This window comes from Acidovorax sp. LjRoot66, assembly GCF_964253305.1.
Classification (GTDB): domain Bacteria; phylum Pseudomonadota; class Gammaproteobacteria; order Burkholderiales; family Burkholderiaceae_C; genus Acidovorax.
This window is the reverse complement of sequence record NZ_CAXUQU020000002.1, coordinates 136,618-161,636: the sequence shown is the minus strand read 5'-3', so window position 1 is coordinate 161,636 and position 25,019 is coordinate 136,618. Positions and strand designations below refer to the sequence as shown.

25 protein-coding genes are annotated in these 25,019 nt (G+C 63.0%); 11 read left to right on the top strand and 14 right to left on the bottom strand.

The window, feature by feature from the left end:
- Positions 1-27: 27 nt before the first annotated feature.
- The 7 genes from ACSQ3Y_RS33035 to ACSQ3Y_RS33005 all read left to right on the top strand — a co-directional run bounded on the left by ACSQ3Y_RS33035 (position 28) and on the right by ACSQ3Y_RS33005 (position 8,855).
- Positions 28-798, top strand: a complete 771-nt coding sequence (locus ACSQ3Y_RS33035) for an RNA polymerase sigma factor (RefSeq protein ID WP_436180298.1) — start codon at positions 28-30, stop codon at positions 796-798.
- Positions 795-1,391 carry a hypothetical protein gene (locus ACSQ3Y_RS33030; RefSeq protein ID WP_436180297.1) on the top strand — a complete coding sequence of 199 codons (597 nt, stop codon included), beginning with the start codon at positions 795-797 and terminating at the stop codon, positions 1,389-1,391. The genes ACSQ3Y_RS33035 and ACSQ3Y_RS33030 overlap by 4 nt, the downstream gene beginning before the upstream one ends.
- A 2-nt stretch (positions 1,392-1,393) precedes the next feature.
- Entirely contained in the window at positions 1,394-4,819 is a 3,426-nt protein-coding gene (locus ACSQ3Y_RS33025; protein WP_436180296.1) for a UvrD-helicase domain-containing protein, read from the top strand.
- Between the two features lie 92 nt (positions 4,820-4,911).
- A complete protein-coding gene (locus ACSQ3Y_RS33020; protein WP_436180295.1) occupies positions 4,912-5,841 on the top strand; it encodes a multiubiquitin domain-containing protein in 930 nt (309 codons plus the stop codon).
- Positions 5,841-7,244 carry a ThiF family adenylyltransferase gene (locus ACSQ3Y_RS33015; protein WP_436180294.1) on the top strand — a complete coding sequence of 468 codons (1,404 nt, stop codon included), beginning with the start codon at positions 5,841-5,843 and terminating at the stop codon, positions 7,242-7,244. The genes ACSQ3Y_RS33020 and ACSQ3Y_RS33015 overlap by 1 nt, the downstream gene beginning before the upstream one ends.
- 4 nt (positions 7,245-7,248) lie before the next feature.
- Positions 7,249-7,587 (top strand): DUF6527 family protein, encoded by a 339-nt coding sequence (locus tag ACSQ3Y_RS33010; protein WP_436180293.1) that lies wholly within the window; start codon positions 7,249-7,251, stop codon positions 7,585-7,587.
- A 92-nt stretch (positions 7,588-7,679) separates the two neighbouring features.
- Positions 7,680-8,855 carry an IS5 family transposase gene (locus ACSQ3Y_RS33005; protein ID WP_436180488.1) on the top strand — a complete coding sequence of 392 codons (1,176 nt, stop codon included), beginning with the start codon at positions 7,680-7,682 and terminating at the stop codon, positions 8,853-8,855.
- Between the two features lie 181 nt (positions 8,856-9,036).
- Here the strand turns inward: ACSQ3Y_RS33005 and ACSQ3Y_RS33000 are convergent, their stop codons facing one another.
- Together ACSQ3Y_RS33000 and ACSQ3Y_RS32995 are read right to left on the bottom strand one after the other, a co-directional pair.
- Positions 9,037-9,162 (bottom strand): hypothetical protein, encoded by a 126-nt coding sequence (locus ACSQ3Y_RS33000; protein WP_256926968.1) that lies wholly within the window; start codon positions 9,160-9,162, stop codon positions 9,037-9,039.
- A 107-nt stretch (positions 9,163-9,269) separates the two neighbouring features.
- On the bottom strand, positions 9,270-10,517 hold the full coding sequence (locus ACSQ3Y_RS32995; protein WP_436180292.1) for a CaiB/BaiF CoA transferase family protein: 1,248 nt from the start codon (positions 10,515-10,517) through the stop codon (positions 9,270-9,272).
- 143 nt (positions 10,518-10,660) lie between these two features.
- Here ACSQ3Y_RS32995 and ACSQ3Y_RS32990 point away from each other — a divergent pair, with 143 nt between their 5' ends.
- The 3 genes from ACSQ3Y_RS32990 to ACSQ3Y_RS32980 are packed head-to-tail and all read left to right on the top strand — an operon-like array spanning position 10,661 to position 13,742.
- Positions 10,661-11,536 carry an IclR family transcriptional regulator gene (locus tag ACSQ3Y_RS32990; RefSeq protein WP_436180291.1) on the top strand — a complete coding sequence of 292 codons (876 nt, stop codon included), beginning with the start codon at positions 10,661-10,663 and terminating at the stop codon, positions 11,534-11,536.
- Positions 11,537-11,566: 30 nt separating this feature from the next.
- Positions 11,567-12,328 carry an enoyl-CoA hydratase-related protein gene (locus ACSQ3Y_RS32985; protein ID WP_056272141.1) on the top strand — a complete coding sequence of 254 codons (762 nt, stop codon included), beginning with the start codon at positions 11,567-11,569 and terminating at the stop codon, positions 12,326-12,328.
- 1 nt (position 12,329) lies between these two features.
- Positions 12,330-13,742 (top strand): MmgE/PrpD family protein, encoded by a 1,413-nt coding sequence (locus ACSQ3Y_RS32980; protein WP_436180290.1) that lies wholly within the window; start codon positions 12,330-12,332, stop codon positions 13,740-13,742.
- 59 nt (positions 13,743-13,801) lie between these two features.
- Here ACSQ3Y_RS32980 and ACSQ3Y_RS32975 read toward each other — a convergent pair whose 3' ends face one another.
- The 5 genes from ACSQ3Y_RS32975 to ACSQ3Y_RS32955 form a co-directional block, all read right to left on the bottom strand.
- Positions 13,802-14,629 carry an alpha/beta fold hydrolase gene (locus tag ACSQ3Y_RS32975; protein ID WP_436180289.1) on the bottom strand — a complete coding sequence of 276 codons (828 nt, stop codon included), beginning with the start codon at positions 14,627-14,629 and terminating at the stop codon, positions 13,802-13,804.
- Positions 14,630-14,673: 44 nt separating this feature from the next.
- Positions 14,674-15,906 carry an acyl-CoA dehydrogenase family protein gene (locus tag ACSQ3Y_RS32970; RefSeq protein ID WP_436180288.1) on the bottom strand — a complete coding sequence of 411 codons (1,233 nt, stop codon included), beginning with the start codon at positions 15,904-15,906 and terminating at the stop codon, positions 14,674-14,676.
- Positions 15,907-15,922: 16 nt separating this feature from the next.
- Positions 15,923-16,324: a Zn-ribbon domain-containing OB-fold protein gene (locus tag ACSQ3Y_RS32965; protein ID WP_436180287.1), complete on the bottom strand. Its 402-nt coding sequence runs from the start codon at positions 16,322-16,324 to the stop codon at positions 15,923-15,925.
- Between the two features lie 5 nt (positions 16,325-16,329).
- Positions 16,330-17,499: an acetyl-CoA acetyltransferase gene (locus ACSQ3Y_RS32960; RefSeq protein WP_436180286.1), complete on the bottom strand. Its 1,170-nt coding sequence runs from the start codon at positions 17,497-17,499 to the stop codon at positions 16,330-16,332.
- A 122-nt stretch (positions 17,500-17,621) separates the two neighbouring features.
- The gene (locus tag ACSQ3Y_RS32955; RefSeq protein ID WP_056278151.1) at positions 17,622-18,104 is read right to left on the bottom strand and encodes a MaoC family dehydratase; all 483 of its coding nucleotides are present in this window, start codon (positions 18,102-18,104) and stop codon (positions 17,622-17,624) included.
- A 131-nt stretch (positions 18,105-18,235) separates the two neighbouring features.
- Here ACSQ3Y_RS32955 and ACSQ3Y_RS32950 point away from each other — a divergent pair, with 131 nt between their 5' ends.
- Entirely contained in the window at positions 18,236-19,045 is an 810-nt protein-coding gene (locus ACSQ3Y_RS32950) for an SDR family NAD(P)-dependent oxidoreductase (protein WP_164868397.1), read from the top strand.
- 8 nt (positions 19,046-19,053) lie between these two features.
- Here the strand turns inward: ACSQ3Y_RS32950 and ACSQ3Y_RS32945 are convergent, their stop codons facing one another.
- The 7 genes from ACSQ3Y_RS32945 to ACSQ3Y_RS32915 are packed head-to-tail and all read right to left on the bottom strand — an operon-like array spanning position 19,054 to position 25,017.
- The gene (locus ACSQ3Y_RS32945; protein ID WP_436180285.1) at positions 19,054-20,559 is read right to left on the bottom strand and encodes an AMP-binding protein; all 1,506 of its coding nucleotides are present in this window, start codon (positions 20,557-20,559) and stop codon (positions 19,054-19,056) included.
- A 20-nt stretch (positions 20,560-20,579) separates the two neighbouring features.
- Positions 20,580-21,446: an alpha/beta fold hydrolase gene (locus ACSQ3Y_RS32940; protein ID WP_127806020.1), complete on the bottom strand. Its 867-nt coding sequence runs from the start codon at positions 21,444-21,446 to the stop codon at positions 20,580-20,582.
- Positions 21,443-22,144 carry a transglutaminase-like domain-containing protein gene (locus ACSQ3Y_RS32935; protein ID WP_177134604.1) on the bottom strand — a complete coding sequence of 234 codons (702 nt, stop codon included), beginning with the start codon at positions 22,142-22,144 and terminating at the stop codon, positions 21,443-21,445. The genes ACSQ3Y_RS32940 and ACSQ3Y_RS32935 overlap by 4 nt, the downstream gene beginning before the upstream one ends.
- Position 22,145: 1 nt before the next feature.
- The gene (locus tag ACSQ3Y_RS32930; protein WP_127806022.1) at positions 22,146-23,027 is read right to left on the bottom strand and encodes an SDR family oxidoreductase; all 882 of its coding nucleotides are present in this window, start codon (positions 23,025-23,027) and stop codon (positions 22,146-22,148) included.
- A 24-nt stretch (positions 23,028-23,051) separates the two neighbouring features.
- A complete protein-coding gene (locus ACSQ3Y_RS32925; protein ID WP_008905485.1) occupies positions 23,052-23,486 on the bottom strand; it encodes a PaaI family thioesterase in 435 nt (144 codons plus the stop codon).
- Positions 23,483-23,959 carry a PaaI family thioesterase gene (locus tag ACSQ3Y_RS32920; RefSeq protein WP_436180284.1) on the bottom strand — a complete coding sequence of 159 codons (477 nt, stop codon included), beginning with the start codon at positions 23,957-23,959 and terminating at the stop codon, positions 23,483-23,485. The genes ACSQ3Y_RS32925 and ACSQ3Y_RS32920 overlap by 4 nt, the downstream gene beginning before the upstream one ends.
- Positions 23,956-25,017, bottom strand: a complete 1,062-nt coding sequence (locus ACSQ3Y_RS32915) for an MBL fold metallo-hydrolase (protein ID WP_436180283.1) — start codon at positions 25,015-25,017, stop codon at positions 23,956-23,958. The genes ACSQ3Y_RS32920 and ACSQ3Y_RS32915 overlap by 4 nt, the downstream gene beginning before the upstream one ends.
- Positions 25,018-25,019 lie beyond the last annotated feature (2 nt).

Sequence of the window (25,019 nt, the reverse complement as noted above, 5' to 3'; positions counted from 1 at the left end):
ACCAAAGAAGAATACGGGAGTCAAGGAATGCCGGCAGCACTTAAACGCAAGGACAAAGGCGGCAAGCCCTACGAGCGGCCACCGGAGATCGAGGCTTGCATCGAGAAGCTTGACGCGCTCGACGCAGGGACTCGGCTTTCGCGGTTCGACGGGGCGTCAAGAAAGCACCCGCAGTATGTGCCCACAGAAGCCGTGCTTCACTTTCTGCGGCGGGCCTGGGTCGATGGAGATCAGGGACAGTTCGAGAAAACCTTTCGTATCCTGTTGAAGCGGCTTGATCAATCGTTGTACTCAGCGATTCCTGATGCGCGCATGGACGGTGCAGCAGACATTCGCGATGAGATTCGCAGCCGTTTCGTCGTCCTGCTCACCAAGGACTGCAACACACACCCCGGTTTGCTCGACTTCTACGAGATCCGCTTTGACAAGGCAATGGTTGCGCTTCGAACTACTGTACTGCGCAAGATTGGCCCCGCCACTCGCAAGATCAAGACGGTTCCGTTAGGTAGCCAAGATGATGAAGGTCCTGAGATTTCCGCAGAAGTCGAAGCGGCACTCGAAGAGTTTCTGAGCGGCGATCCACAAAAAATTGACGATCCTGCTTTCCGGTTGGTGTTATTCGCTGCGATTGACCATCTACCCCAGGATCAGTATCAGGTCGTTGGTCTCTTTCTGCAGGGAATCCCAATCGTGACAATTGCAAGCATGCTGAAATGTGACGAACGAACGGTTCGCAACAGGAAGACCCGGGCCTGCAAAGCGCTCAAGGCCATCCTTGAAAAGGAAGCCGAATTATGAACACCGAAAACTCCAGACCCGACGAAGAAGAGGTTCTCCTTGCGTTTTCAGTCGAGCCCCGGCATGACCGCGCCACCCTGGAGCACTACTTGAACCAGTACCCGGAACATGCGCTAGCCCTCGTGGATTGCTCCATTGAAATGATGATGGATGCTTCCCATTCCGACGACGAGGTTCAGGTTTCGTCAGATCAGGTTGCTGATCGGGCTTGGCGGCAATTCCAGGCAGCAATGGGGTCGGTACAAGGCACTGCTGCTATCGCCAACCCCTTTGCGCAGTTGCAACCCACAGCGTTCAAGTCAATAGCCAAGAGATTGGACGTCAGCAATTTGTTCTTGATTCGCGTGCGTGAACGAGCAATCGATGCTGCCACCTTTCCCCGACGCTTCATTCGGCAACTCGCTGCCGAACTTGGCGCGACCGCTGATGCTGTTTCGGCTTATCTGCATAGCCCGCCCACCATGGCGTCCAGCCTGAGGTTTCGATCCAACGTGAAGCCCGAAGTTGCCGCCCAGATACCGTTCGATCAAGCGGTCGAGACGTCCCAGCTGACACCTGCCCAAAAGGAAGCTCTGCAGGCATTGGGAGACTGATCATGGATGCAACCGAGGCCGCACGGCGCGAGGCAGAACGCATCCACCAAGCTGCGGTCGCGGACGGTGTTGATCCATGGAACCTGCTCGAACTCGTCAGCCGCGAAGCGGCTCGGCGAGATCTCGATGTGTATGCTTTAGCGACTGGTGACTCGGCACTGAAAGGCGGTCGTGCAGTGCTCGACCGTGAAGCCGAGTGCATCCTGTATGAAGACATCGGTTCGGCATTCGACCGCGCTTTTTTGATAGCGCACGAACTGGGACATTTCGTCTTGGAGGGTGATGCTCAGTACGTGGTGACAGGTGAAGTCGAACCCGGCCGTTCGGCCGAAGATGCACCGGTCGGCGTGGAACGCGTGCTCGACTACGGCGCCAGGGAACGCAGAGAGGTCCGGATGGATCTGTTTGCGCGCGAGCTCCTGCTACCGCGTTCAATGGTGCGGCACCACTACATCGACTGCGGTTGCTCCTCCGCCGATATCGCCACACGCCTCGGAGCACCCTTGCAAGTGGTCCAGCAGCAACTGCTGGATTCGCTGCTCTTGCCGAACGAGCTACCTGCCGTCGTGGAGCCTACCGCAGCAGCTGCCGTACCCACACCTGACCCTACCCAGATGGAGGCGGCCAACCATCGCAACACGGCATTTCAGTTACAAGCAGGCCCGGGAACGGGCAAGACCCGCACACTGGTGCAGCGCATCGAGAGTCTTCTGGCTGAGGGCGTGGATCCGATCTCCATCCTTGTTCTCACGTTCTCCAACAAGGCGGCGAACGAGTTATGCGAGCGGCTCGCCGCCCGGAATCCGCGGGCTGCCGCAGCGATGTGGATCGGTACGTTTCACGCATTCGGCTTGGATATCGTGCGCCGTTTTCACGACAAGCTCGGACTTCCCGCCAACCCCCGTCTCATTGATCGATCCGAAGGCATCGAACTGCTGGAGGACGAGCTGCCACGGCTATCGCTGCGCCACTTCCGGAACTTGTGGGATCCGGCGCTTGATCTCAGTGACATGCTCAGTGCGATTTCACGCGCCAAGGACGAAGTGGTCGATGCCGCCGGCTACCGGGCATTGGCCGTGGCCATGGAACAGACTTGCGGTACGGATGCCGAGGCGATGAAGAACGCCGAGAAGTGCATGGAAGTTGCCTTGGTCTACGAGACTTACGAGCGCCTGATGACGGCGAGGCAACTGATCGATTTCGGAGATCTGGTTGCCCAACCTGTGCGACTGGTAGAAAACGATGCTGAGGTGAGAAGTGCTTTGCGCGCGCGGCACAACCATGTGCTGGTGGACGAATACCAGGACGTAAACCGCTCGTCTGTGCGCCTTCTCAAAGCCATTGTTGGTGAAGGTCGAAACCTTTGGGTGGTCGGAGACGCGCGGCAATCCATCTACCGGTTCCGCGGCGCATCGGCCACCAACATGGCTCAATTCAGCTTGGATTTTCCCGGAGCGCAAATCGCCCAACTCGGCGTCAACTATCGTTCTCGACAAGAGGTCATCGATGCCTTTACTGCCTTCTCCGGCACGATGAAAGCATCGACTGGCTCCATGCCATTGCATCTGAATGCAAGCCGCGGTGCTTCGGGCGCCAGGCCAGAATTCAAGGTTGTGCGCTCAACGGATGACGAAATCTCAGCGGTGGCGGCCACGATCAAGCATCAACAGGAAGCCGGCACTGCATTCCGTCATCAAGCGCTTCTTTGCGCATCCAATGCCCGCCTGAGCGAAATTGCCGAGGGCCTCGAAGCCAGAGGCATTCCTGTGCTTCACCTTGGGAGTCTGTTTGAGCGACCGGAGATCAAGGATCTCCTCGCCATGCTCTCGATGCTGAGCGACCCCTATGCCGTTGGACTGGTGCGCGTGTCCACGATGTCGACTTACGAACTGCCGCTGCAAGATGTGGTGCAGATCATCGAATGCCTGCGCGAAAGCAAAGTGGCGCCTCTCGAGTGGCGCCTGAATAAAAATTGGCCACCGGAACTTGCGGAAGCCAGCAAGACGGCACTAGCCCGGGCCGCCATGCTTTTCGATGGGGTGAGTCCGATGGGCAACCCTTGGAGCATCTTGACCACATGGGTGATAGACCGGCTCGGCCTCGCCAAGTCGCTGTATCTGGCAGGCGATGCACGAAGCAGGATGAAGGGCTTGGCACTGTGGCAGTTCCTCAACTTCTGCCGTCAGCAACCCTCCGACACCGGTTCACCTTGCGTGCGTCTCCTTGATCGTATTCGCCGACTCGTCCTACTTTCGGAAGATCGTGGGCTGCGCCATTTGCCAGGTGTTGCCGACGGCATCGATGCCGTCCGCCTGATGACGATCCATGCCAGCAAGGGGCTCGAGTTCCACACAGTGCATATTCCTGGCATGGTGACCTCGGGCTTGCCGCGCAACAACATGGCACCGCGCTGCGTGCCACCCGACGGGCTCATTCATGGCTCCGACGAAATGACCGGACTGGAAGCGGTGAAGGCCGGGCACGATGAAGAGGAAGAATGCCTGTTCTTCGTCGCCCTCTCCCGTGCGCGCGATCGGTTGTTCCTCTACGCGTCGTCAGTTCAGTCGGATGGCAGAACGCGCAACCCTTCCAAGTTCATGCCCTCCATCCTGCATCACCTGATCCAACCGCCGGTTCCGGCTCAGCGCCATGCAGGACTGCGAGCATCGTCAGCCCTGCAGATTGTTTGGGAGCAGAAGCCGGCCTGGACCGACAGTCAAGTCAACCTGTTCGAACGATGTCCACGCCGGTTTCTCTATACCCACGTCATGAAACTTGGAGGCCGCCGCACGGAGACGGCCTTCATGAAGATGCACAACGTTGTTTCGGACGTGTTCGATTGGCTCAAGACCGTGCATGCAATGACGATGCCGACCGAAGCCGAACTCGGCGTACGCTTCGACCAGGCATGGCAATCAAAGGGACCGGTCGATCATGGCTATGCGGAAGACTACCGCAGCATCGCTCGGCGGCTTGTGGATGTTGTAGTTGAGACCCGCAGTCCCGGCGTACCGGCTCCCGCGACTCCCATCTCGCTCGGCTGGGCGGAAGGCGAAATACTTGTCCGACCGGACAGTGTCGCCCGAGGCGACAACGGGCAAATCGTCGTTCGGCGCGTCAAGACCGGGAAGCCCAGATCCAATGCCTTCGATGACATCGAGTACACCTTGCTCCACCTCGCGACCACGCAGGAGTATGGCGGATCGGCCCAGGTCGAGGTGACCTACCTGACTAGCGAGACAACGCAACCGATGGAGATCACAGAGCGCAAACTCAAGACGCGCAGCGAGAAGGTCCAGGATTTCGTCAAGCGTGTCCGCGCTGGCGACTTCCCTGTAAAGGAAGAGGCGCGCACTTGCCCGAGGTGCCCCAGCTTCTTTATCTGCGGCGACCTCCCGGCTGGCGCGATCACCATAAAAAAAGTTTGATTCAGCTTTCCGGTCCGGATTTTGGCCGCGATTGACTTAGTGGAGGCCAAGAAAACTGCAATCCCGCAGATGGCCGACAGAAAGTCAATCAAATGCAAACGCAAAATCCTGGCGATGACAGCCGCATCCCGCTCGAAGACATCGGTGCCGCCATCCGCGAAGGCCGTGGCCTTCGTCTGGCACACCTCTACCGTATCGTGGTGGCCGATGAACAGCTCAACGAGCGCAACCTGGATCTGAGTGATCCGGTCCCCACCGGCCGCCAGATCCTGCAGGCTGCTGGAGTTCGCCCGGTGGCTGACTACAGCATCTACGCGATCCTGCCATCCGGCGAATTTGAAGATCTGCGTCTCGACGAGACTTACGACTTGCGTGAGCGCGGCGCGGAGCGTTTCGTCATCTTCCAGACGGACCGCGCATTCAAGTTCACGATCGACGATCGCCAAATGGAATGGGGTAAGCCCTCGATCAGCGGCAAGATCTTGAAGGCGTTGGCTGGCGTCCCTACCGACACCTATGACGTCTACCTCGAAGTCCGCGGCGGCGGCCAGGATGTTCTCATCCGCGACGCCGACTTGCTCGACCTCAGCAAGCCGGGCATCGAGCGCTTCATCACGCTGATCCGTGACACGACGGAAGGACTCGCGGCGCTGCCGGAGGCCGATCAGCGCTATCTGGACAGCCACGGCTTCGCCGTGGAAGTGGTCGGTGACGGCACGCACACGGGTGTTGTGCTGAAGCAGATGCAACTGCCGCAAGGCAAGTTCAACCACCCTGCGGCCGACGTGTTGGTGATCCTCCCGCCCGGCTATCCCGACGTGGCACCGGATATGTTCTTCTGCGACCCCTGGTTGACGCTGGTGTCTGCTGATCGCTACCCGACATGTGCGGATCAGCCGCACGCCTTCATGGGCCGCAACTGGCAACGCTGGTCTCGCCACAACACCAGCTGGCGGCCGGGTGTCGATGGCCTGCACACGATGATCAAGCGCATCGAGCACGCACTAGCGGAGGCCAAGTGATGTCGGCCGCAGCGCTGGACATCATCTTGCTTGAATCCCATGAAGCGGCGCTGCGCACGCTGCTTCACCGGGAAAACGGCACTGAGGCAGCCGCCTATGTGCTGTTCGGCAAGGCCGAGATCGCAACAGACCCGTGGTCCAAGCAGCCACGCATCCGCCTGATCTCGCACGAGGTGGTGCCCACGTCAGACGAAATGGTTTCGTCCTCCTCGACGCATGTGACGTGGTCGACGCAGGGATTCATGCGGCTGCTGGGCTTGGCGCAGCACCGCAACCTCGTTCCTGGGCTGGTTCACACACATCCTGGGGCCAAGGCGTTCTTCTCCGACCAGGACGACCGCAACGAAGCTGAGCTAGCGCGCACCACCTTCAACAAGGGCACACAGGGGCTTGCCAGCATGGTCTTCGGCCAGGACGACGCCATCGTGGGGCGCCTGTGGACATCGGCCAAGGCATCCACGCAAGCCTCATCGATCTCCATTGTCGGAAGCCAGATCAAGATCTGGCGTGAGGATGCTGGGCACGAAGACACGGCGTTTTTGGCTCGGCAAGCAGCACTGTTCGGCAAAGGATTCAATCCGATCGTGCGGGCGCTGCGCGTCGGCGTGATCGGTTGCGGCGGTACGGGCAGTGCCGTGGCTTCGCTGCTGACTCGGCTGGGGGTCGGTCACCTGGCGTTGATGGACAACGACACGATCGACACGACCAACCTCAATCGTGTTCACGGTTCACGCGCTGCAGACGTACCTGCCAGGCTGGCCAAAGTGGACATCCTCGCACGCGAAATCGAGGCGTGCGGCTTGGGCAACCACGTAGTCACCCGGCGGGCGTGGGTGGGCGATCCATCGCTGCGTGACGTTCTGCGGTCTTGCGACGTGCTTTTCGGCTGTACCGATGACAACCAGGGGCGTCTCACGCTGAACCGGCTTTCCCACTACTACGGGATTCCGCTGATCGACGTGGGGTTGCGTATGCGGTCGGCCAAAAGCGGCGTGGACTACGACATGACGGGCCGAATCACGACCATCCGACCAGGCAACCCTTGCCTGATGTGTCTTGGCGTCGTCAACGCCCAGCGTGCTGCAGCCGAAGGTTTGCAGCGCAATGATCCTGTGGAGTTTGAGCGCCGTAAGGCTGAGGCGTATGTGGCAGGCGGTGGCGATCCAGCACCAGCAGTGGTCACATTCACCACCAGCATTGCTTGCGCTGCAGTTGATGAATTGATCCAGGGTTTGACAGGTTTTCGCGGCCCAGGCGGCATGGCGCACAACCGCATTCGCCGATTCGACCGCGTGGAGGATCGCACCACGACGTGCCGGCCAGTTCCGACCTGCCCTGTTTGTGGAACCGAGGCCACCTGGGGCCGTGGTGACGTGAACCCCTTTCTTGGCGTGATCGGGTGACGGTATGAAGCGCCTTTTTGCATTGATGCTGCGCCGCCTCGGCCTGCTGGACTTCAGATTTCTCGTGAAAAGAGTGGATCGACATCCAGGCAAGATTGAAATTCCTGCCGGAGAACTGTGGCTAGTGGTGGACGGCGGCGCCAAGAAATGGGCATGCTTTAGTTGCCCAGGCGGGTGCGGTGTGCAGATATCGCTGTCGCTGAATCCTGAACGTCGTCCACGTTGGGAGGTCGAGCACGATTTCTGGGGGCGTCCAACGGTCTCCCCCTCGGTTCATCAGCAGAAAATGTGCCGATGCCATTTCTGGATCCGAAATGGAATGATCGAGTGGTGCAAGACTTAACAGGCTGAAGAAATACCTCCCGCTAAGCCAGCCCAGCAGCCCAACCCCGGTAAGCTCACCGGGCCCTCCCACATAGCTTGACCCTGACCCCCATGCGCGGCGCCGACACCTTCACCGAGAGCCTGTTCTCTGTCCGCAAGCTCGAAGACTTCGTGCCAGCCTCGCACCCCCTGCGCCCCGTTCGCAAGATGGTCAACACCGCCTTGGCCAAGATGGATGCCCTGTTCTCGCGCATGTATGAAGCAGACATCAAGGGCGGGCGTCCCAGCATCGCCCCCGAGAAGCTGCTGCGCGCCATGCTGCTGCAGGTGCTGTACAGCGTGCGCTCTGAACGCCAGTTGATGGAGCAGGTGCAGTACAACCTCTTGTTTCGCTGGTTCATCGGCCTGTCCATGGACGATGAGGTCTGGGTACCCAGCGTGTTCACCAAGAACCGCGAGCGGCTGATCGAACACGACGCCGTGATCGAGTTCTTCAACGAAGTGCTCAAGATCGCCGACAAGAAACACTGGCTCTCGGGCGAGCACTTCAGCGTGGACGGAACGCTCATCCAGGCCTGGGCGGGCCACAAGAGCTTTGTGCGCAAGGACGACGATGACGCGGGTGGTGATGATCGTGATGGCAATGGTGACAACACAGATGATGGCCCTGATGCAGATGCCAAAGCCCACAGCGATGGCGGCAACTTCAAGGGCCAGCGGCGCAGCAACGACACCCATGAATCCACAACGGACGGCGATGCCCGGCTGTACCGAAAAGGCAAAACCGCCAGCGAGCTGCGCTACATGGGCCACACCCTGAGCGACAACCGCCACGGCCTGGTGGCCAATGCAGTGGTCACGCTGGCCGATGGCTACGCAGAGCGCGAAGCGGCCAAGGCCATGGTCAACGACGCCCGGCAGGCGCAGGCCGATCCCACGCGAACCATCACGCTGGGGGCGGACAAAGGCTATGACGCACGCGAATTCATTGAGGCCTGCCAGGCCATGAACGTCATTCCCCACGTGGCGCAGAACAACTCGGGCAGAAGCTCGGCCGTGCCCGATGCGATTGCGCAAAGCGAAGGCTACGCGGTATCGCAGCAAAAGAGAAAGCTCATCGAGCAAGGCTTTGGCTGGGCCAAAACCGTGGGCGGCATGAGGCAGGTGATGGTGCGAGGCCTTGAGCGCGTGGACCAGATGTTCGTGCTGACGATGGCGGGCTACAACCTGGTGCGCATGCGCACGCTGGAGCAACTGGGACAGGTGCGTCCGCGGGGGGCGCATTGAGGGCAAATGGACGCTGAAGTGACTCAAATCAAGCGCCAAAGAGCCCGATAGGCCCCTTCAATCCCGGGATGTGAAAAAAGCAAGCCTGCAGGCTGCTGCAGGGGTGCGAAGGGCTTGGAATCTGGGGAGTATTTCTTCAGCCTGTTAAGCGGAAGGCCGCTCCGTTGTCGATGAGCGGGAGCTAGATGCGCACACCCAGACTGGCGTAGTAGGCGTGGGCGTTGCACGAGAACTGCACCGCGTTGAGCGCCTTCTGGTCGGGGTGGATGTCGATGAACGCGATACGGGCAGGGTCATCAATGGTCACAAAAGCATCTTCCAGCCCGCTTCATCAACGCTATCCATGCATTTGCCCATCCACGGAATTGGGGCCCAACGCGCTGACCAGTCGAGTCGCGTTTGATGCCGGAAGCCTCATTCTGACACCTCCCCATCGGCGAGGAGTGGAACCGCTGCGCCACCGACCAGCAAGGACGCCAGCGCAACTGCATCAAAGCCGCATTCGCGCAGCACCGATTCGGTGTGCTCCCCCAATCGCGGCGCGGGCGCCAGCTTGCTGACGTCGTAACCCACCCAGCGCGCTGGCGCGCCAAAGGTACGCATCGCTCCTTCGCTCGGGTGCTCGACCTGACGGAAGAAGCCCACCGCCGCCAAGTGTGGGTCATCCAACAGTGATTCGACGGTGTTCAGAGGCACCGCCGGCACGTCGATGTCTTCGAACAGCTCCAACCAGTGCGCGGTGCTTTGCACGCATAGCGTCTGGCCCAGAAAGCCGTACACCTCGTCAATGTGGCGGGTGCGGCTGGCCAAGTCGGCGAAGCGCGGATCGACCCGCAAATCGTCGCGCTCGATGGCATGCAGAAAACGCTGCCAGTGGCCGTCGTTGTATACCAGCGCGCAGATGTAGCCGTCGCTGGTTTCGTATGGCCGGCGCCCGGGCGACAACAGCCGCACGTAGCCAGCGTCACCACTGGGCGGCTCGAAGGTGCGCCCATATAGGTGGTCCGAAAGCACCACGCTGGCCATGGTTTCGAACATCGGCACATCGATGCGGCAGCCGCGTCCGTTGCGCTCGCGCCCGTACAGCGCCATGGCCACGCTGTGCGCTGCATGCAGGCCGACCAGGCGGTCGGCAATCGTCAGCGGCACGTAGCGCGGCTCGCTCGCCCCGCTTTGCTGCTGTAAGGCGGCGATGCCGACCGCGCCCTGGATCAGGTCGTCATAGGCCGGGCGGCCGGCGTAGGGACCGTCCTCGCCGTAACCGTACACGCCGCACCAGATGATGCGTGGATTGATCATCGAGATGCTCTCGTAGTCCAGCCCGAGCCGGGCGATGGAGGCCGGGCGGAGGTTGTGCACGAAGACATCGGCGCCTTCGATCAGGCGCCGCATCGCAGCCGCGCCCTCCGGCGATTTGAGGTCAAGCGCCACGCTGCGCTTGTTGCGGTTCAGGTGCAGGAACAGCGGACCCATGCCGGGATGGCGTCCGGGGCCGATCCAGCGTGTCGAGTCGCCCTCAGGGGATTCAATCTTGATCACGTCCGCGCCATGGTCGCCAAAGATCTGGGTGGCGTAGGGCCCCATCAGCACCGCGCTGAGGTCGATCACCCGCACGCCCTCGAGTGGCCCGGCGGGTGCTGCCTGCTTGTGTTGGCTTGTCATCTGTGTCTCCTCTGATTTCTCGAGGCCAGGCTGCCTCAGCGCCGAGCGCTGAGGAAAAACCGAATTGACGACCGTCCATCCTAACGATATTCTGATTACCAAACAAATGTTCCTATATCAGAACACAAGGAAGCTTCGATTCTATGAACATGCCCACGGCCAGCTTGCGCGAATGCACAGGCATCAATACCCGCGCGGAGGCTTCTCCCATGGCCGTGAGCCGCGTGCTGCGGCTGCTGCGGATACTGGCCGACCGCCCTGCTGGCTTGGCCCTGACCCCGTTGTGCTTGGCGTTGAATGCACCAAAAACCAGCGTACTCTCGCTGTTGCGCGGCCTCACGGCGCATGGCTACCTGCAGCGCAGCAATGACCTGTATGAACTGGGCCCCGAGGCGTTCTCACTAGGGGCATCTCTGGTGTCGGCCCGCTCGCTCGACGTTGTGGCCCTGCCCTTCCTGCGGGAGGCAGTGGCGCGATCCGGCGAGACCGCCCTGATCGCCAGAATCGACCGCACCGCAGATCGGCTCGTCTACAACCCGGTCTTCGAGAGCACCCGGACGATTAGATACGCCGTGCCAGTCGGCACGACACGGCCGCTGTTTGCCTCGTCCGCCGGGCGCGTGCTGCTCGCGTTCCAGGAAGAGGCATGGCGGCGTGACTACCTGCGCCGGGCCGATCTGCGGGCCATGACCGAGCACTCGGTCACCGACCCGGCGCAACTGGCGCGGATCATCGAGGAAGCCCGGGTGAGAGGGGTGGCGGTCACATTAGGAGAAGTGACACCTGACGTTGCCGGCTTTTCGGCCCCGATCTTCGAACCTGACGGGCGCGTGAACGCAGCGCTGATCATCGCCGCGCCGATCGAGCGCGGTCGCGCCGTCGCCGATGCGCTGCAGCACCTGGTGATGGAACTCGCCGCAAGCATCTCGGGGGCACTCGGCTACCGTGCGGGACCGGAATCGCGTGAGGTGGCAACGAATCAAGCCAGACCAATGCCCCAGACCCGCCGCTCGCGGTAACAGACACAAACTTCAAAAGGAGACACCCCCATGAACAATGAACTGCTCTACGAAGTGAACGACGGCATTGCCGTCATCACCATCAACCGGCCCGAGCGCCGCAATGCGCTGAATCGCGCCGTGCGCGAAGGCTTTTTTGAGGTCTGGCGCCGCTTCGAAGCTGACGGGCAGGCGCAGGTGGCCATCCTCACCGGCGCCGGTGACAATTTCTGCGCCGGCATGGACCTGGTGGAAGCCGCAGACACTCAACTGCGCATCCCGCCAGCGGGCTTCATCGCCGTGCTCGGCGACAACATCGAGGTCACCAAGCCCGTCATCGCTGCCGTGCAGGGCTATGCCTATGCAGGCGGTTGGCTGCTCTCGCAGATGTGCGACCTGTGCGTGGCCGACGAAACCGCCAAATTCGCCATCACGGAGGCCAAGGTCGGGCGCGGCATGCCGTGGGCCTCGCCGGTCATCCACATGCTGCCGCAGCGCATTCTGATGGAAGTCGCGATGACCGGCGACCCGCTGACAGCGCAGCGCGCCTACGAACTCGGCTACATCAACCGCCTGATGCCCAAGGGGCAAGCATTGCAAGGGGCCAAAGAGCTGGCGACCCGGCTCATGGCCAATGCGCCACTGACGGTGCGCGCGGCCAAAGAAATGGTGCGCCTGTCCACCGAGATGGGCCGCACCGCCGCGCTGCGCGCCTCCAACCGAGCGTTTGATGCCGTCTACCTCAGTGAAGATGCCCTGGAAGGCCCGCAATCTTTCCGGGAAAAGCGCAAACCGGTCTGGAAGGGGCACTGACATGAGCATGACCACAACCAGAAAACCCGCACCGTCGTCCGCTATCCAAATCGCTGACATCACGCGGGAACTGGCCGCGCGCTGCGCTGACCTGTGCTACACCGATCTCCCGGAGGACGTGCGCCTGCGGGTCCGGCAATGCATGCTCGACTGGATCGGGGTTACGCTGGCTGGCGCGTGCGAGCCACTGGTTCACATGCTGGCCGAAGAAGCCCGTGAACAGGGTGGGCATGCCCAGGCCACCGTCGTCGGGCACGCCATGACGACCTCCAGCCGGCAGGCGGCATTGATCAATGGCTCGGCCTCGCACGCACTCGACTATGACGACGTCAACATGGCCTGCACCGGCCACCCCTCGGTGGTCCTGATCCCGGCCTTGCTCGCCCTGGGCGAATCGCGCGGCGCCAGCGGACGCGACTTCATGACGGCCTTCGCCGCCGGCTACGAAACCATGTGCCAGTTGGGGTTGGTGTGCGGCGATGCACAGTATTCCAACGGCTTCCACACCACAGCCACGCTAGGCACGCTCGGTGCGGCCGCCGCCTGCGCACGCTTGCTGCAACTCGATGCCGACGACACCGCGACCGCGCTGGGCATCGCCAGCACCATGGCGGCTGGGCTGAAATCGATGTTCGGCACCATGTGCAAACCCTTGCATGCCGGGCGGGCCAGTGCCGACGGCCTGCAGGCGGCCCAGTTGGCCGCACGCGGCTTCACCAGCCGTGCCGATGCGATTGAATGTCCGCAAGGCCTCATCGCCACGCACGGTGGTACCGCGTCGCTGGAAGCTGCGGTGGCCACGCCGAACGGCGGCTGGCATCTGCGCCACAACCTGTTCAAGTTCCACGCCGCCTGTTATGGCACACATGCCGCCATTGAGGCCGCGAGCCACTTGCGCCTGCAACACGCACTGAGGGTTGATGACGTGTGCCGCGTGACGGTGCGTGCCAGTTCCGCCTGCGAGGGTGTATGCAACATCGCGGAGCCGCGCACCGGGCTGGAGGCCAAGTTCAGTCTCCGTCACACGGTGGCGATGGCGCTGGCCGGGGTCGACACCGCCGGATTGGACGCGTTCAGTGACGAAGCCGTATACGCGCCCGAGGTGGTGGCGCTGCGTGATCGGGTGCAGGTTTTGCTCGCACCTCAATGCCCGGACCTCACCCTCAGCGAGGTGGTGATCGAGACTCAGAGCGGCACAGTGCTGCGCCGACGCTACGACAGTGGGCGCCCAGCCAGCGACCTGCTGGAGCAGCAGCAGCGCCTGGAGGAAAAGTTTCGCCTGCTGGTCAAGTCTGTGCTCATACCTGACGAGTGCGACGAGCTGATAGACTTGGTGGCACGGCTCGACGAACTGACCGACCTCTCGCCGCTGGCAGGCATGCTGGCTCGCCAAGCGTGCTCTGATCGACACTAACAGCGTTTATTGGTGCGGGCAGGCTGGCGTGCGGAAAAAAAAGAGACGTGCAATACCCCTCATTGGTCGGCGTTTTTGCTCTCCGCGGAAGGGCTGCGCCCAATGCGGCAAAACAAGCGCTGCAACATGCTCCTGGTCTCCCCACGGGCCCGCTGCTGCGGATGGTGACCAACTCCACGCAGCGCCGTCACTTCAAGCGGCATCAGACCGTGGCGAAACAAGGCAATCGCGCTGGGCCGCCAGCCATATTCATCGTCATTGCCGAACAACACGGAGACCGGACAACGCACTGCGGCAAGCTCGACGCTCATGTCCCATTGAAGTGCCTGCGGGCTGGCCCAGGGCTCGTACCAGCCCCAGAACATGGTGTCGGTGTTGTCGCCATGGTGTCGACGAAGTTTTTCGCGCAAGCCGTCTTGCTCAAACGCGCGCCGCGCGACGGCCATGGCGTCCACCATGAACTGATCCACAGCCATGGTTGGCGAGCAGGCAAAAACGCCGCATACCAGCTCAGGATGCGCCGCCGCAGCCAGCACCGACATGGCTCCTCCATCACTGTGGCCGAACATCAACGCCTTGTGGATTCCAAAGTGGCGCAACACCTCGCCAAGCACCGGCCCAGCCTCTTCACGCCGGTAGCTGGGCTCGCGCCCACCCACCAGACTCTCGGATCGCCCATAACCATACCGGTCATAGGCCAGCACCGGCCAGCCGCTGGCTTCGGCCAACACCTGAGGCAGGTCTTTCCAGGTGGTGATGCAGTCCAGACCGCCATGCATCATCACGATGGTCGGCTGCCCGTTGCCCACATCACCCCAGGTGGTGGCGGCCAGCCGATGGCCTCCCGCAAACAGTTCGTGTTCCTTCATTTCGTTCTTTTTCATCATGTCAATCTGCCTCCGGGTTGGGCATTGCAGAGGATCCACACAGCCTACAGGTCGGCCTGTCCAGTCAGCAGTTGGCGCGCGACGGTGCGGCGCTGGATTTCGCCCGTACCGTCGGGTATACGCATCACGCGGGCGAAGCGGTAGCCCTCTTCCAGGCGCAGTTCGTTGGTCAGGCCCATGCCGCCGTGGATCTGGATGCTGCGGTCCATCACGCGCCCCAGCATCTCGGTCGAAAATGCCTTGACCATACTGACCTGTGCGTTGGCTGAGCGGCCGCTGTCCAGGCGCCAGGCACAGTTCTGAATCATGGTCTTGGCAGCGTAGATGTCCATCGCGCTGTCGGCCAGCATGAGCTGGATGGCCTGGTGCTCGGCAATGGGCACGCCAAAGGTTTTTCGCACCTTGGCGTAGTCCACCGCCTGGTCCAGCGCCCAGCGGGCCAAGCCCAGGCAGGATGCAGCCATGCCCATGCGCCCGGCGTTGACGCCGTCCATGGCCACCGCCAAGCCGTGCCCGACGTCGCCGAGCCGGTGGTCGTCGCGCACACGCACGCCGTCGAGCACGATGACGCCGGTGTCGCCGCCTAGGTGACCCATGGTGTTGATGATGCGCGGCACTGAAAAACCTGACGCGCGCGTGTCGACGAAGAAACCGGTGACACCACCCTTGTGGCGCGCTGCGGCTTCGGGGTCGGTCAGCGCGAACACCATGGCGTAATCGGCGTAGGGCGAGTTGGTGATCCACTGCTTGGTGCCGGTGAGCACCCATTCGTCACCGTCGCGCACGGCGCGGGTTTGTATGCCGAATACATCGGAGCCCGCATCGGGCTCGCTCAGACCAAAACACAGGGTCTTGTCGCCGCTGGCGATGTCGTGGCGGTACTGCGCGAAGATGTCCGGCTTCAGATGCCGCAGCACAGGCGACAGACCGTTGGTGAAGGGCGAGGGCAGCACCACCGTCTGCACCAGCGGCTGGGCCGGACCCACGCAGTGGTTGAGGCTCTCCTGCACATGGGCCATGACCTGCGCGCCCTGCCCGCCACCACCCAGTTTTTCGTCGCCGAACACGGTGTAGAAGCCCAGTTCCGCGGAGCGCTTGCGCACCTGCTGGCGCAGCGCCAGCGCCTCGGGCACATAACGGCCGCTGGCGTCGAACAAAGTGCGTTCGCTGCCCAGCAGATCGTGGTGGCGCTGCTGCAGTGGCAGCACTTCGCGCTCCACGAAGCGCAGCACTGCCTCGGCAATCGCCACGGTATCGGGATCGATGGTGAAGTCCATATGGGAAACCTCGGCGCTACAACAGCCGGAACTTCGGCAGCGTGACCTCGTCGGTCACGTCGTCGTACTGCACCGTCACACGCTGGCCGATTCGCACCGCCTCCACATCGTCGATGACGATGTTGGTCATCATGCGCGCGCCCTCGTCGAGGTCGATCACCGCCACCACGTAGGGGGTGTCGACCTTGAAGGCCGGACCGGCCGGCCGGCGCGCGATGGTGTAGCTGTAAATGGTGCCGGTGCCGCGCGCATCGACCCATTCGACGGCGTCGGAATGGCAGTGCGGGCACAGGACGCGCGGATAGAAATGGTGCTTGCCACAGTCATGGCAGCGCTTGAGTGTCAGGCGATGTTGTTTCAGGGCGTCCCAATAGGAGCGGCTCTCGCCATCGATGACGGGCAGGGGTTTGTCGTACATGGTGTTCACCGGGTGGAGAGAATGCAAGTGGCACCGCTGGAGAGCGTGCCGCCGGTGCCGTGGACCAGCGCGGTCACGGCGTCCTGGATCTGGCGCGGGCCACATTCACCGCGCAACTGGCGCACCGCCTCGATCAGCAGGAAGATGCCGTACATGCCGGGGTGTGCGTAAGACAGACCGCCGCCGTTGGTGTTAAGCGGGAATACACCGCCCGGCGCGATGCGCTGGTTGGCGACAAAGGCTCCACCCTCGCCACGCTTGCAAAAGCCCAGCGCTTCGAGCGTCAGCAGGACGGTGATGGTGAACGAGTCATAGACCTCAACCACGTCAATGGCGTCATGCCGAATGCCCGCCATGGCAAAGGCTTCGCGACCGGCCACTTCGGCGGACGTCAGGCGCGCGAGGTCGGGCATGGCGGCGATGGTCCAGTGGGTGTGTGATTCGCCGTAACCGCGCACGAACACCGGCTTGCAACCGAGCGCCTTGGCGTGCTCGGCGGTGGTCATGACCAACGCGCCACCACCGTCGGTGACCAGACAGATATCGAGCAGGTGCAGCGGGTCGGAGATCATCGTGCTCTGGAGCACATCCTCGATCGACAGCGGCTCGCGCATGGTGGCCGCCGGATTGAGCGCCGCCCACTTGCGCGTGGCCACCGCGATCTCGGCCAGGTTCTCGGAGGTGGTGCCATATTCGTGCATGTGGCGCTTGGCCGCCATCGCATAGCCGCCCACCGGCGTGGGCATGCCCCAAGGCGTCTCGTACTGCATGGTCAGCACCGCCGGGCGCCCGGCGAGGTTGCGGCTCATCTCGCTCTTCTGCAGGCTACCGTAAGTGATCAGCGCCACCTCGCAGCGGCCAGCCTCGATGGCGGTGGCGGCATGCGCCACATGCGCCTCGAAGGCCGAGCCGCCGATGTTGGTGCCGTCGACGAAGCGCGGCGTAATCCCCAGGTACTCCGACAGCGTCACGGTCGGCAACTGGCCCGGACCGGGCACCCCCCACATACCGGCGGTCAGCAACCCATCGACTTCGTGCATGGCGATGCCGGCGTCCTTCAAGGCGTCGCGGGCGACCAGCGCCTGGGCCTGCAGGACCGACATGGGCGCAAGGACCTTGCCGTCCTTCAGTGGCAGGTCGGCAACGCCGACGATCACAGCTTCTCGTTTTGTCATAGTTGGAAGTTTCCTAGTGTTGAATATCCCGGTCCACCCGGTCTGTACTGTTGATCCGGTCCTTTGACGTCGCGAGTCGTAGACGGGCTGCCACAGGCAAACGACTCACGAAAGTTCAAAATTCATGGAGCCGGAGCAGCAGGCAAAAAAGTAATGGTTTCAGTGAAGTCGGCAATGGTCTCGCCACGCTGATTGATCACCAAATGTTGCAACTCCATCAGGGTGTAGCCGCGCGAGGTCGTGGGGAGCAACCGGGCCTCCCCTTCGACATGAATGGTGTCGCCCGGAAACAGCGCACCGCGCAGGCGCGCCTGTACGCCGGTCATACCGCCGAACGGGCCGACTTCGTGGCCTTTGAGCGTGCCCTTGATGATGCCCGCCACGTAAGTCGCCAGCAGCCCCATGCCTAGCGAGATGACCATCGGGCCGGGCGCAAAGCGGCTGCGATGCGATCCGGTCATGTTCTCCCGGATGTACTCCATGTCGATGAAAAATGGTTCATGCAAGCCGACCACATTGACGAAGGTGACGATGTCGGTTTCGCTGATGGTGCGCCGGTGCGTCTTGAAATGATGCGACTTGGCACTGTCGGTCAGCTTGGTCATTTTTGAAGTCCGGTGATGGATGGGGGGTGGTGATGGATGAAAGTGGTCCTCTGCGGGCAATCCCTCGATCGGCCTGTCCCGCTGTTTTGACAAAGTCGGGTTTTTATGTCTCGAGCGCAGGAGAACAGCGGATGAACCCAGCACCCTTGCCTGGCGGTCAACTTCAGGGCCAGATCGCCCTCGTCACCGGTGCCACGGCCTTCATCGGTCGTGCCATTGCGCTGGAGTTGGCGCGGCGCGGCGCGCACGTGATCGTCAACGGCCGCAATCCCGAAGCCGGACAGGCAGTGATCAACGAGATCGCTGCGAACGGCTACTGCGCCGCGTTTGAACAAGCCGACCTGACCCATAGCGACGCGGTTCGTGCCATGGTGGATCGAGTTGCCGAGCGCCACGGTCGCCTTGACATCCTGGTGGCCAGCGGCGCAGGCGCCAGTGCCGACTCGCCGTCCTTTCGCCTTTTCAAGGAAATGAGCAACGGCGACTTCGACAACTACATCCGCGCCCACTGGCTCACCCGCGCATTTGCGATCCAGGCTGCCGCCCGCGTCATGGCACTGCACGGCCGCGGCAAGATCGTCGCGGTGGGCACCGACGCGGGCCGCGTGGCCACGGTCGGCGAATCCTTCATTGGCGGCGCCACCGCCGGCATGATGCAGATGTGCCGCGTGCTGGCGCGTGAACTGGGGCGCGACGGCATTCGGGTCAACGCGGTGGCGATGAGCTACATCTGGGATGCCGAGCCGCGCTGGGGCCCGGGCTCGCCAGCGCTCGAAGGCGGTCACGGCAAGGGCATGATCGAGAACCTGCGCAAGCGCATGCTGTTCCCCGTGCTCTGCCAGGACATCGCCAACGCGGCGGCGTTCTTGGCCGGACCGGAGTCCGATGCCATCACCGGCCAGACCCTGAGCGTCAACGGCGGTTTGAGCACACCGGGCTGACATGGCCATCAGGCGCCACCGTGCGCGGCCTTGACGGCCGCGCGGTCAATGCTATCGGCACCGCCCAAGGGGAGTGCCGGTACAAACACCACGTGCTTGGGTTTTTTGTAGCGTGCGATGCGACCGCCCACAAACTCGATCAACTCCTCGGCACTCAGCGTGCACCCTGCCTTCAGCACGCAGACCGCCTTGACCGCCTCGCCCCACTGAACGTCCGGCACACCGAGGACCACCACCTGCGCCAGCGCCGGGTGCTCCAGAATGGCCCGCTCGACTTCAGCCGGATAGACGTTCTCGCCCCCCGGCTTGATCAACTCCTTGGCCGGTGAACGCCCGCTGTACCAAAGGTAGCCCTCGGCATCGATGCGCCCCATGTCGCCCGTGTGGTGCCAGCCGTTGCGCAGCGTGAAAGCGTTGTCTGCTTCGCAGCGCCAGTAGCCCTGGAACACCATCGGACCCCGCACCACGATCTCGCCGGTGGCGCCGGTGGGCAACGGGCGGTCCAGTTCGTCCACCACTGCGACCGTGTTCAGCGCGGTGGGCCGCCCGGCGCTGCCGGGGCGCTCGTCAAATGGCGCCAGACTGACCGAGCCCGAGGTCTCGGTCTGGCCGTAGGCACTCCAGAAAGTCGCCTGGGGGCAGGTGGTGCGCAAGCGCGCGATGGTCTCGGGCACGTCGATTCCCGACACCACGCGCAGGCTGTCCAGTGCCGAACCCTGGGCCGCTGCGGCGTCCAGCAGGGCGCCCAGCATCGGCGGGAAGGTGCCGATCAGGCTGCCGCCGTCCTCGTCGATATGCTTGACCAGGCTGGGCGGATCGAAACGTGTCAGCAGCAGCGTCGCCCCGCCCGCCTGATGCGTGGCCAGCATGAAGCCGATGGCGGCCACGTGAAACAGCGGCAAGACGCCCAGATTGACATCTGACGTGGTCAACCGCCAGGCCAGTTGCGTCTGCAGGCTGGCGGCGATCAGGCCGCGGTGCGAGAGCAGCGCGCCGCGCGGCCGCCCGCCCACGGCGGCGGTGTGGATGATGACGAGCCCCTCATCGTCATTCAGATCGGCGGGCGGCACGGTGCGATCGAGATACAGCGCACTGACGGGTTGCCAGGGCGCTGGCGCGGCGCCCAGCGTGTAGCGCAGCGTGTCGCCCAGGCCGCTCTGCGGCAGCAGGGCCTGGAATTCATCGGCGACGATCAGCACCCGCGGTGCCACGTCCTCGATGACGTAGGCCACCTCCTCGGCCGACAGCCGCCAGTTGATCGGCACCACGATCGCGCCCAACTGGGCGGCGGCGCCGAACAGGTCGACGTATTCCAGGCCGTTGGGGGCCAGTATCGCCAGCCGGTCACCCTGCCCTACGCCTGCGGCCGCCAGACCAGCCGCCAAGCGCGCCGTGCGCTCGGCATACTGGGCGTGCGTGACCCGCTGATCGCCGAACAGCAGGGCGGTGTTCGATCCGTACAATTTCGCGTTACGGTTGATGAGATCGTGCAGCGTAAAAGATCGCAAACTCATTCCATGCTCCTCGTTCAGATTCAGCTTCGACTCGCCGGAGGCGGCGCCGGCGGCATCACTTCGTGCAGAAACGCCGCCACGCTGGCGGCGAAGGCGTCGTTGGCATCACCGGCGATCATGTGGCCGGCGCCCTTGAGGTCGACAAAGCGCGCCCGCGGCAAGGTTTGCACCAGGGCGCGCGCATCTTCTTCGCTGATCACGTCGCTGCGTTGGCCGCGCAGCAGCAGGGTGGGCGCCTGCAGACCGCGCAAGGCGCGCTCGTAGCCATCCGCGTCGCGCCGGTGGTTGTGGTTGGCCTCGCTCATCAGTTGCGGGTCCCAATGCCAATTCCAGCGGCCTTGCACATTCATGCGCAGGTTTTTCTTCAGGCCCTCGATCGGTCCTTCCATTGGCCGCCCACGGTAGTCAGCGATGTGTTGCGCGGCTTCTTCCAGCGACGCAAAACCATCGGGCCGCGCCCGCATGAAACTGACGATGCGATCGACACCGGCTTCTTCCATGCGCGGCGCAATGTCCACCAGCACCAGCGCGTTGATCGACGGCGCATCGGCGCGGCCGACTGCGGCCATGCTAATGAGGCCGCCCAGCGAAGCGCCGACCACCGCCAGCGGCGTGCCCAGTTCGCGCCAGATGCAGCACATGGTGTCGGCCAGCGTCTCGATGCGGTAGTCGCCATCCTTGGACCAGGCACTGTCGCCGTGGCCCGGCAAGTCCAGCGCCACGGTGTACCAGCCGGCATCGCCCAGCACCTGCGCCGCCTTGCCCCAGGCATGGCGGGTTTGTCCGCCACCGTGCAGCAGCAACACCGCGGGCGCCCCGACCGGGCCATAGACATCGGCCACCAGGGAGCCGCCGGCGAAGCCGGGAAATTCCCGGCGCGTCGTCATGATGACGCGCCCACTTCCTGCGCGAAGTCGGCCCCGCTGTCCACTATCTGTCCCCAGTCGGCGAACGTTTTGTAATGTGCGCGCCACGAGGCCAGCAGCTCATCGCGCGGCAAGTCGGCGTAAGTGCCGTGGTCGTGCACATACTCCATGTGCCTGCGGCCGCTGACATCGAATTCATGAAAGACCGAATCGGCACGGCCATCGAATTCCAGTGGATGGATGCCGGCCTTCTCGCACAAGGAGCGGTTGAAGGCGGGCGTGGCTTTGAGCCACTGCCCGTCAACCCACAGCTCGGTGTAGCCGTGAAAGACGAACAGATCGGTGCCCATCATGTCTTGCAGGCGCTTGCTGCTCAAGTGGTTGCGAACGTCGGCATAGCCCAGCCGTGCCGGCACGCCCAGCACACGGGCAGCCGCTGCCAGCAGCGCCGCCTTGGGCACGCAAAAGCCACGCCCGGCCTCGATCACGCGGCTGCCCTTCAAGCCCTCGACCGTGATGTCAAAGTAGTAGGGGTCGTAGAGAAACTCGTCGCGCACGGCGTAATAGAGCTTGACAGCGATCTCGCGCGGCGTCATCGCGGGGTCGGCCACCCGGCGCGCGAACGCGATCACCGCCGGGTGATCGCTGTCCACGTAGCGGCCGGGCGCGAGATAAGCCGACGGATCGTTCGTGTTTGTGGTTTGCATCGTCGCGTCCATGTCATTCATCCTTGACGCTCAGGCACTTCGGCGGCTTGGCCAGGGCAAAGCCGTTGAAGGGTTTGGAGCGATCCGTCGGCTTCAGCTTCCAGGTCTGACGGGCATTGGGCACACCGCCATCGACGCGGATGAAGGAGCCGGTGATGTAGGCCGCCGCCTCGGACAGCAGGAACACGATGGCCGCCGATACTTCGGCCTCGGTGCCGTAGCGCTGCAGCGGCACACTCTTCATCAAAATGCTGAACTTGGCCTGCATCTCGGGCTCGTAGGTGTCAAAGCCGCTGCTGGCCACAAAGCCCGGCGCCACCGCGTTGACGCGCACGCCCGACTCGCCCCATTCGCAGGCAGCCGTTTCGGTGAACGACAGCATGCCGGCGCGCGCGGCGCCGCTGTGTCCCATGGTGGGCATGCCCATCCACATGTCGGCGATGATGTTGACGATGGAGCCGCCGTGCGCCTCCATCCACTGCGTGTAGACCTCACGCGAGACGAGAAAGCCTCCGGTCAGGTTGCTGCGCACCACCGCCTCCCAGCCCTTGAGGCTGATGTCCTTGACCGGCTGCGGGTACTGGCCGCCGGCGTTGTTGACCAGGCCATCGATCCGGCCGTGCTGCGCAATCACGTCGGCAACCAGGGCCTTGACGCCCGGCTCGTCGCGGATGTCGCAGACATGGATGCTGACTTTGCCGCCCGCCGCTTCGATCTCGGCCTGCACCGCCTGCAGCTTCTCGATCTTGCGGCCCACCAGCGCCACGCTGGCGCCCAGGTTGGACAGCTCGTGCGCGGTGCAGCGGCCGATGCCGCTGCCGCCGCCGGTGACGATCACCGTCTGACCGGCAAAGAGGCCGGGGCGAAACACGGATTTGTAAACAGATTGACTCATGGACTTGTCTCCTTCGTAATGAGCTCAGGCTCGCAGCATGAAATTGCCGTGACCAAGGGCAATGGGCTTATCGGGGCTGGATTGCCATGCCTGGATGCGCAGATTCGCCACCCGCTGGCCCAGCTTGACCATCACGACGTTGGCATAGGTGTCCTGCGGACGGCCCGAGCGCAGATAATCGATGTTGAAATCGATGGTCTTGGGCAAGTCCCGGCTGTCCATGTGCCACAGCAGGTAGAACAATCCGGCGCACTCCAGAAACCCCCCGGTGGCTCCGCCATGCAGAGCCGGCAGGATGGGGTTGCCTATCAGTTTTTCCTGGAATGGCAGGACGCAGGTGAACTCCTCGCCCTTGACATCGATGCGCAAGTCCAGAAAACGCGCAAAGGGCACCGCCCGGATCACTTCGCTCCAGTCACCCTGGGCGCGCGCATGGTCAATTTGTTCGGTCCATTTCATCGTGGCACATCCTCGTTGCGCAATACCGGTCGCCCGGAAGTAAACATGTAAATGCCGACGGCGGTGGCAATTGGGTCGTCCGGCGTGTCGTGGTAAGCAGCGCCTCGGACGAACGCCAGTTCTGCAGTCAGCTTGTAGCAAACGGCCCCTCCCAGAATCGCACGCCCGGGCGTGGCGGGCTTGAGGTAGTCGATGCGCAAGTCCAGCGTGGCCATCGGCCGTATCTCCGGCAGCTTGACGAAAATCGCGAATCCGAACGCTGCGTCGAGCAGCGCAGTGATCACGCCGCCATGCAAAACCCTGGTCTGCGAATCGCCCACCAGCGCTTCCTGATACTCGACTTTGAGCACGCACCAGTCGGTTCGCACTGCGTGCGGCAGGAGGCCCAGTTCGCGGTTATACGGAGACACATGGGCAAACTTCTGCCATCTCTTGGCGATTTCTTCTTCGTTGATGGTGTGTGTTTCTGTCATCTCGACATATCTCCAGACAAGGTGAGGGTGGGCTCTTCGCCGGCCGCCGTCACCGGATACCAGCGGGTCGCGGCTGGCGTTTCTTCATGGCGCACGTAGCCGGAGCGCTCCAGCCACAGCAGGTGCGCCAGGGTTTCGCCCATGGCCAGGTAAGCATGCAGCGGGTCGCTCTGCGCGCCATAAACGGCGTAGCCGAGTTCGGTGGCATTCATGCCCCCCGCGCCCAGGCGCGCCATGAACTTGCGCAACGCTTTTTGATGGTGCGCCACCAGTCCGTGCGCGCGCTTGACCCCGGCGTGGTAGACGTCGTGATGGGCCGGCAGCACGTGCTCGATATCCAGCGCGGCAATTGTGCGCAGGCTGTCCAGATAGCGCGGCAGCGGATCGGTTTCGCCATAGGGCCAGACGCCGATGTTGGGCGTGATGCGTTCGAGCAACTGGTCGCCCGTGAGCAGCAGCTTCAACTTGGGCGCATAAAGGCAAATCTGTGCAATGCTGTGACCGCCCAGCACCAGCACCTCGAACACATGCTCGCCGATGCGCAGCGTCTGGCCGGCTTCGAGCGGCTCGACGCGCGCCGGCACGGCGCAGGCCATGTTGCTTTGCAAGACCCCACCCACCACCTGTTGCGCATCCTCCGGCGCCACCCCATGGCGGCACATGAAGTCGATACAGTAGGCGCGGTCATCGGCGCTGGGCACGTGCGTCTGCCCCGCCACCGTCCGTTCTTCCTCGCGCATCAGGATGGTAGCGCCGGTGCGCTCGTGCAGCCACACTGCCAGCCCGAGGTGGTCGGGGTGGTGGTGCGAGACGATGATGCGCGTCAGGCCGGCCGCTAGTGGTCCCTCCAGGGCGCGCAGCCACAGCGCACGGGCGGCTTCGCAGTCGGCACCCGTGTCGAATAGGCACCAACCCTCGCTTTCGCGAATCAGGTAGATGTTGACGTGGTCGATGCCATAGTCCACCGGCAGCGTGAACATCAGGATGCCGGGCAGGACCTCCTTCAGCGGCAGCTCGACCGGCTCTTCCATGACTGAAGTAGCTTGAGAGGTGCTCATGT

Coding starts and splice junctions, on each gene's coding strand:
- ACSQ3Y_RS33035 (WP_436180298.1), top strand. CDS start 28: ATGCCGGCAGCACTTAAACGCAAGGACAAAGGCGGCAAGCCCTACGAG.
- ACSQ3Y_RS33030 (WP_436180297.1), top strand. CDS start 795: ATGAACACCGAAAACTCCAGACCCGACGAAGAAGAGGTTCTCCTTGCG.
- ACSQ3Y_RS33025 (WP_436180296.1), top strand. CDS start 1,394: ATGGATGCAACCGAGGCCGCACGGCGCGAGGCAGAACGCATCCACCAA.
- ACSQ3Y_RS33020 (WP_436180295.1), top strand. CDS start 4,912: ATGCAAACGCAAAATCCTGGCGATGACAGCCGCATCCCGCTCGAAGAC.
- ACSQ3Y_RS33015 (WP_436180294.1), top strand. CDS start 5,841: ATGTCGGCCGCAGCGCTGGACATCATCTTGCTTGAATCCCATGAAGCG.
- ACSQ3Y_RS33010 (WP_436180293.1), top strand. CDS start 7,249: ATGAAGCGCCTTTTTGCATTGATGCTGCGCCGCCTCGGCCTGCTGGAC.
- ACSQ3Y_RS33005 (WP_436180488.1), top strand. CDS start 7,680: ATGCGCGGCGCCGACACCTTCACCGAGAGCCTGTTCTCTGTCCGCAAG.
- ACSQ3Y_RS32995 (WP_436180292.1), bottom strand. CDS start 10,517: ATGACAAGCCAACACAAGCAGGCAGCACCCGCCGGGCCACTCGAGGGC.
- ACSQ3Y_RS32990 (WP_436180291.1), top strand. CDS start 10,661: ATGAACATGCCCACGGCCAGCTTGCGCGAATGCACAGGCATCAATACC.
- ACSQ3Y_RS32985 (WP_056272141.1), top strand. CDS start 11,567: ATGAACAATGAACTGCTCTACGAAGTGAACGACGGCATTGCCGTCATC.
- ACSQ3Y_RS32980 (WP_436180290.1), top strand. CDS start 12,330: ATGAGCATGACCACAACCAGAAAACCCGCACCGTCGTCCGCTATCCAA.
- ACSQ3Y_RS32975 (WP_436180289.1), bottom strand. CDS start 14,629: ATGATGAAAAAGAACGAAATGAAGGAACACGAACTGTTTGCGGGAGGC.
- ACSQ3Y_RS32970 (WP_436180288.1), bottom strand. CDS start 15,906: ATGGACTTCACCATCGATCCCGATACCGTGGCGATTGCCGAGGCAGTG.
- ACSQ3Y_RS32965 (WP_436180287.1), bottom strand. CDS start 16,324: ATGTACGACAAACCCCTGCCCGTCATCGATGGCGAGAGCCGCTCCTAT.
- ACSQ3Y_RS32960 (WP_436180286.1), bottom strand. CDS start 17,499: ATGACAAAACGAGAAGCTGTGATCGTCGGCGTTGCCGACCTGCCACTG.
- ACSQ3Y_RS32955 (WP_056278151.1), bottom strand. CDS start 18,104: ATGACCAAGCTGACCGACAGTGCCAAGTCGCATCATTTCAAGACGCAC.
- ACSQ3Y_RS32950 (WP_164868397.1), top strand. CDS start 18,236: ATGAACCCAGCACCCTTGCCTGGCGGTCAACTTCAGGGCCAGATCGCC.
- ACSQ3Y_RS32945 (WP_436180285.1), bottom strand. CDS start 20,559: ATGAGTTTGCGATCTTTTACGCTGCACGATCTCATCAACCGTAACGCG.
- ACSQ3Y_RS32940 (WP_127806020.1), bottom strand. CDS start 21,446: ATGACGACGCGCCGGGAATTTCCCGGCTTCGCCGGCGGCTCCCTGGTG.
- ACSQ3Y_RS32935 (WP_177134604.1), bottom strand. CDS start 22,144: ATGGACGCGACGATGCAAACCACAAACACGAACGATCCGTCGGCTTAT.
- ACSQ3Y_RS32930 (WP_127806022.1), bottom strand. CDS start 23,027: ATGAGTCAATCTGTTTACAAATCCGTGTTTCGCCCCGGCCTCTTTGCC.
- ACSQ3Y_RS32925 (WP_008905485.1), bottom strand. CDS start 23,486: ATGAAATGGACCGAACAAATTGACCATGCGCGCGCCCAGGGTGACTGG.
- ACSQ3Y_RS32920 (WP_436180284.1), bottom strand. CDS start 23,959: ATGACAGAAACACACACCATCAACGAAGAAGAAATCGCCAAGAGATGG.
- ACSQ3Y_RS32915 (WP_436180283.1), bottom strand. CDS start 25,017: ATGAGCACCTCTCAAGCTACTTCAGTCATGGAAGAGCCGGTCGAGCTG.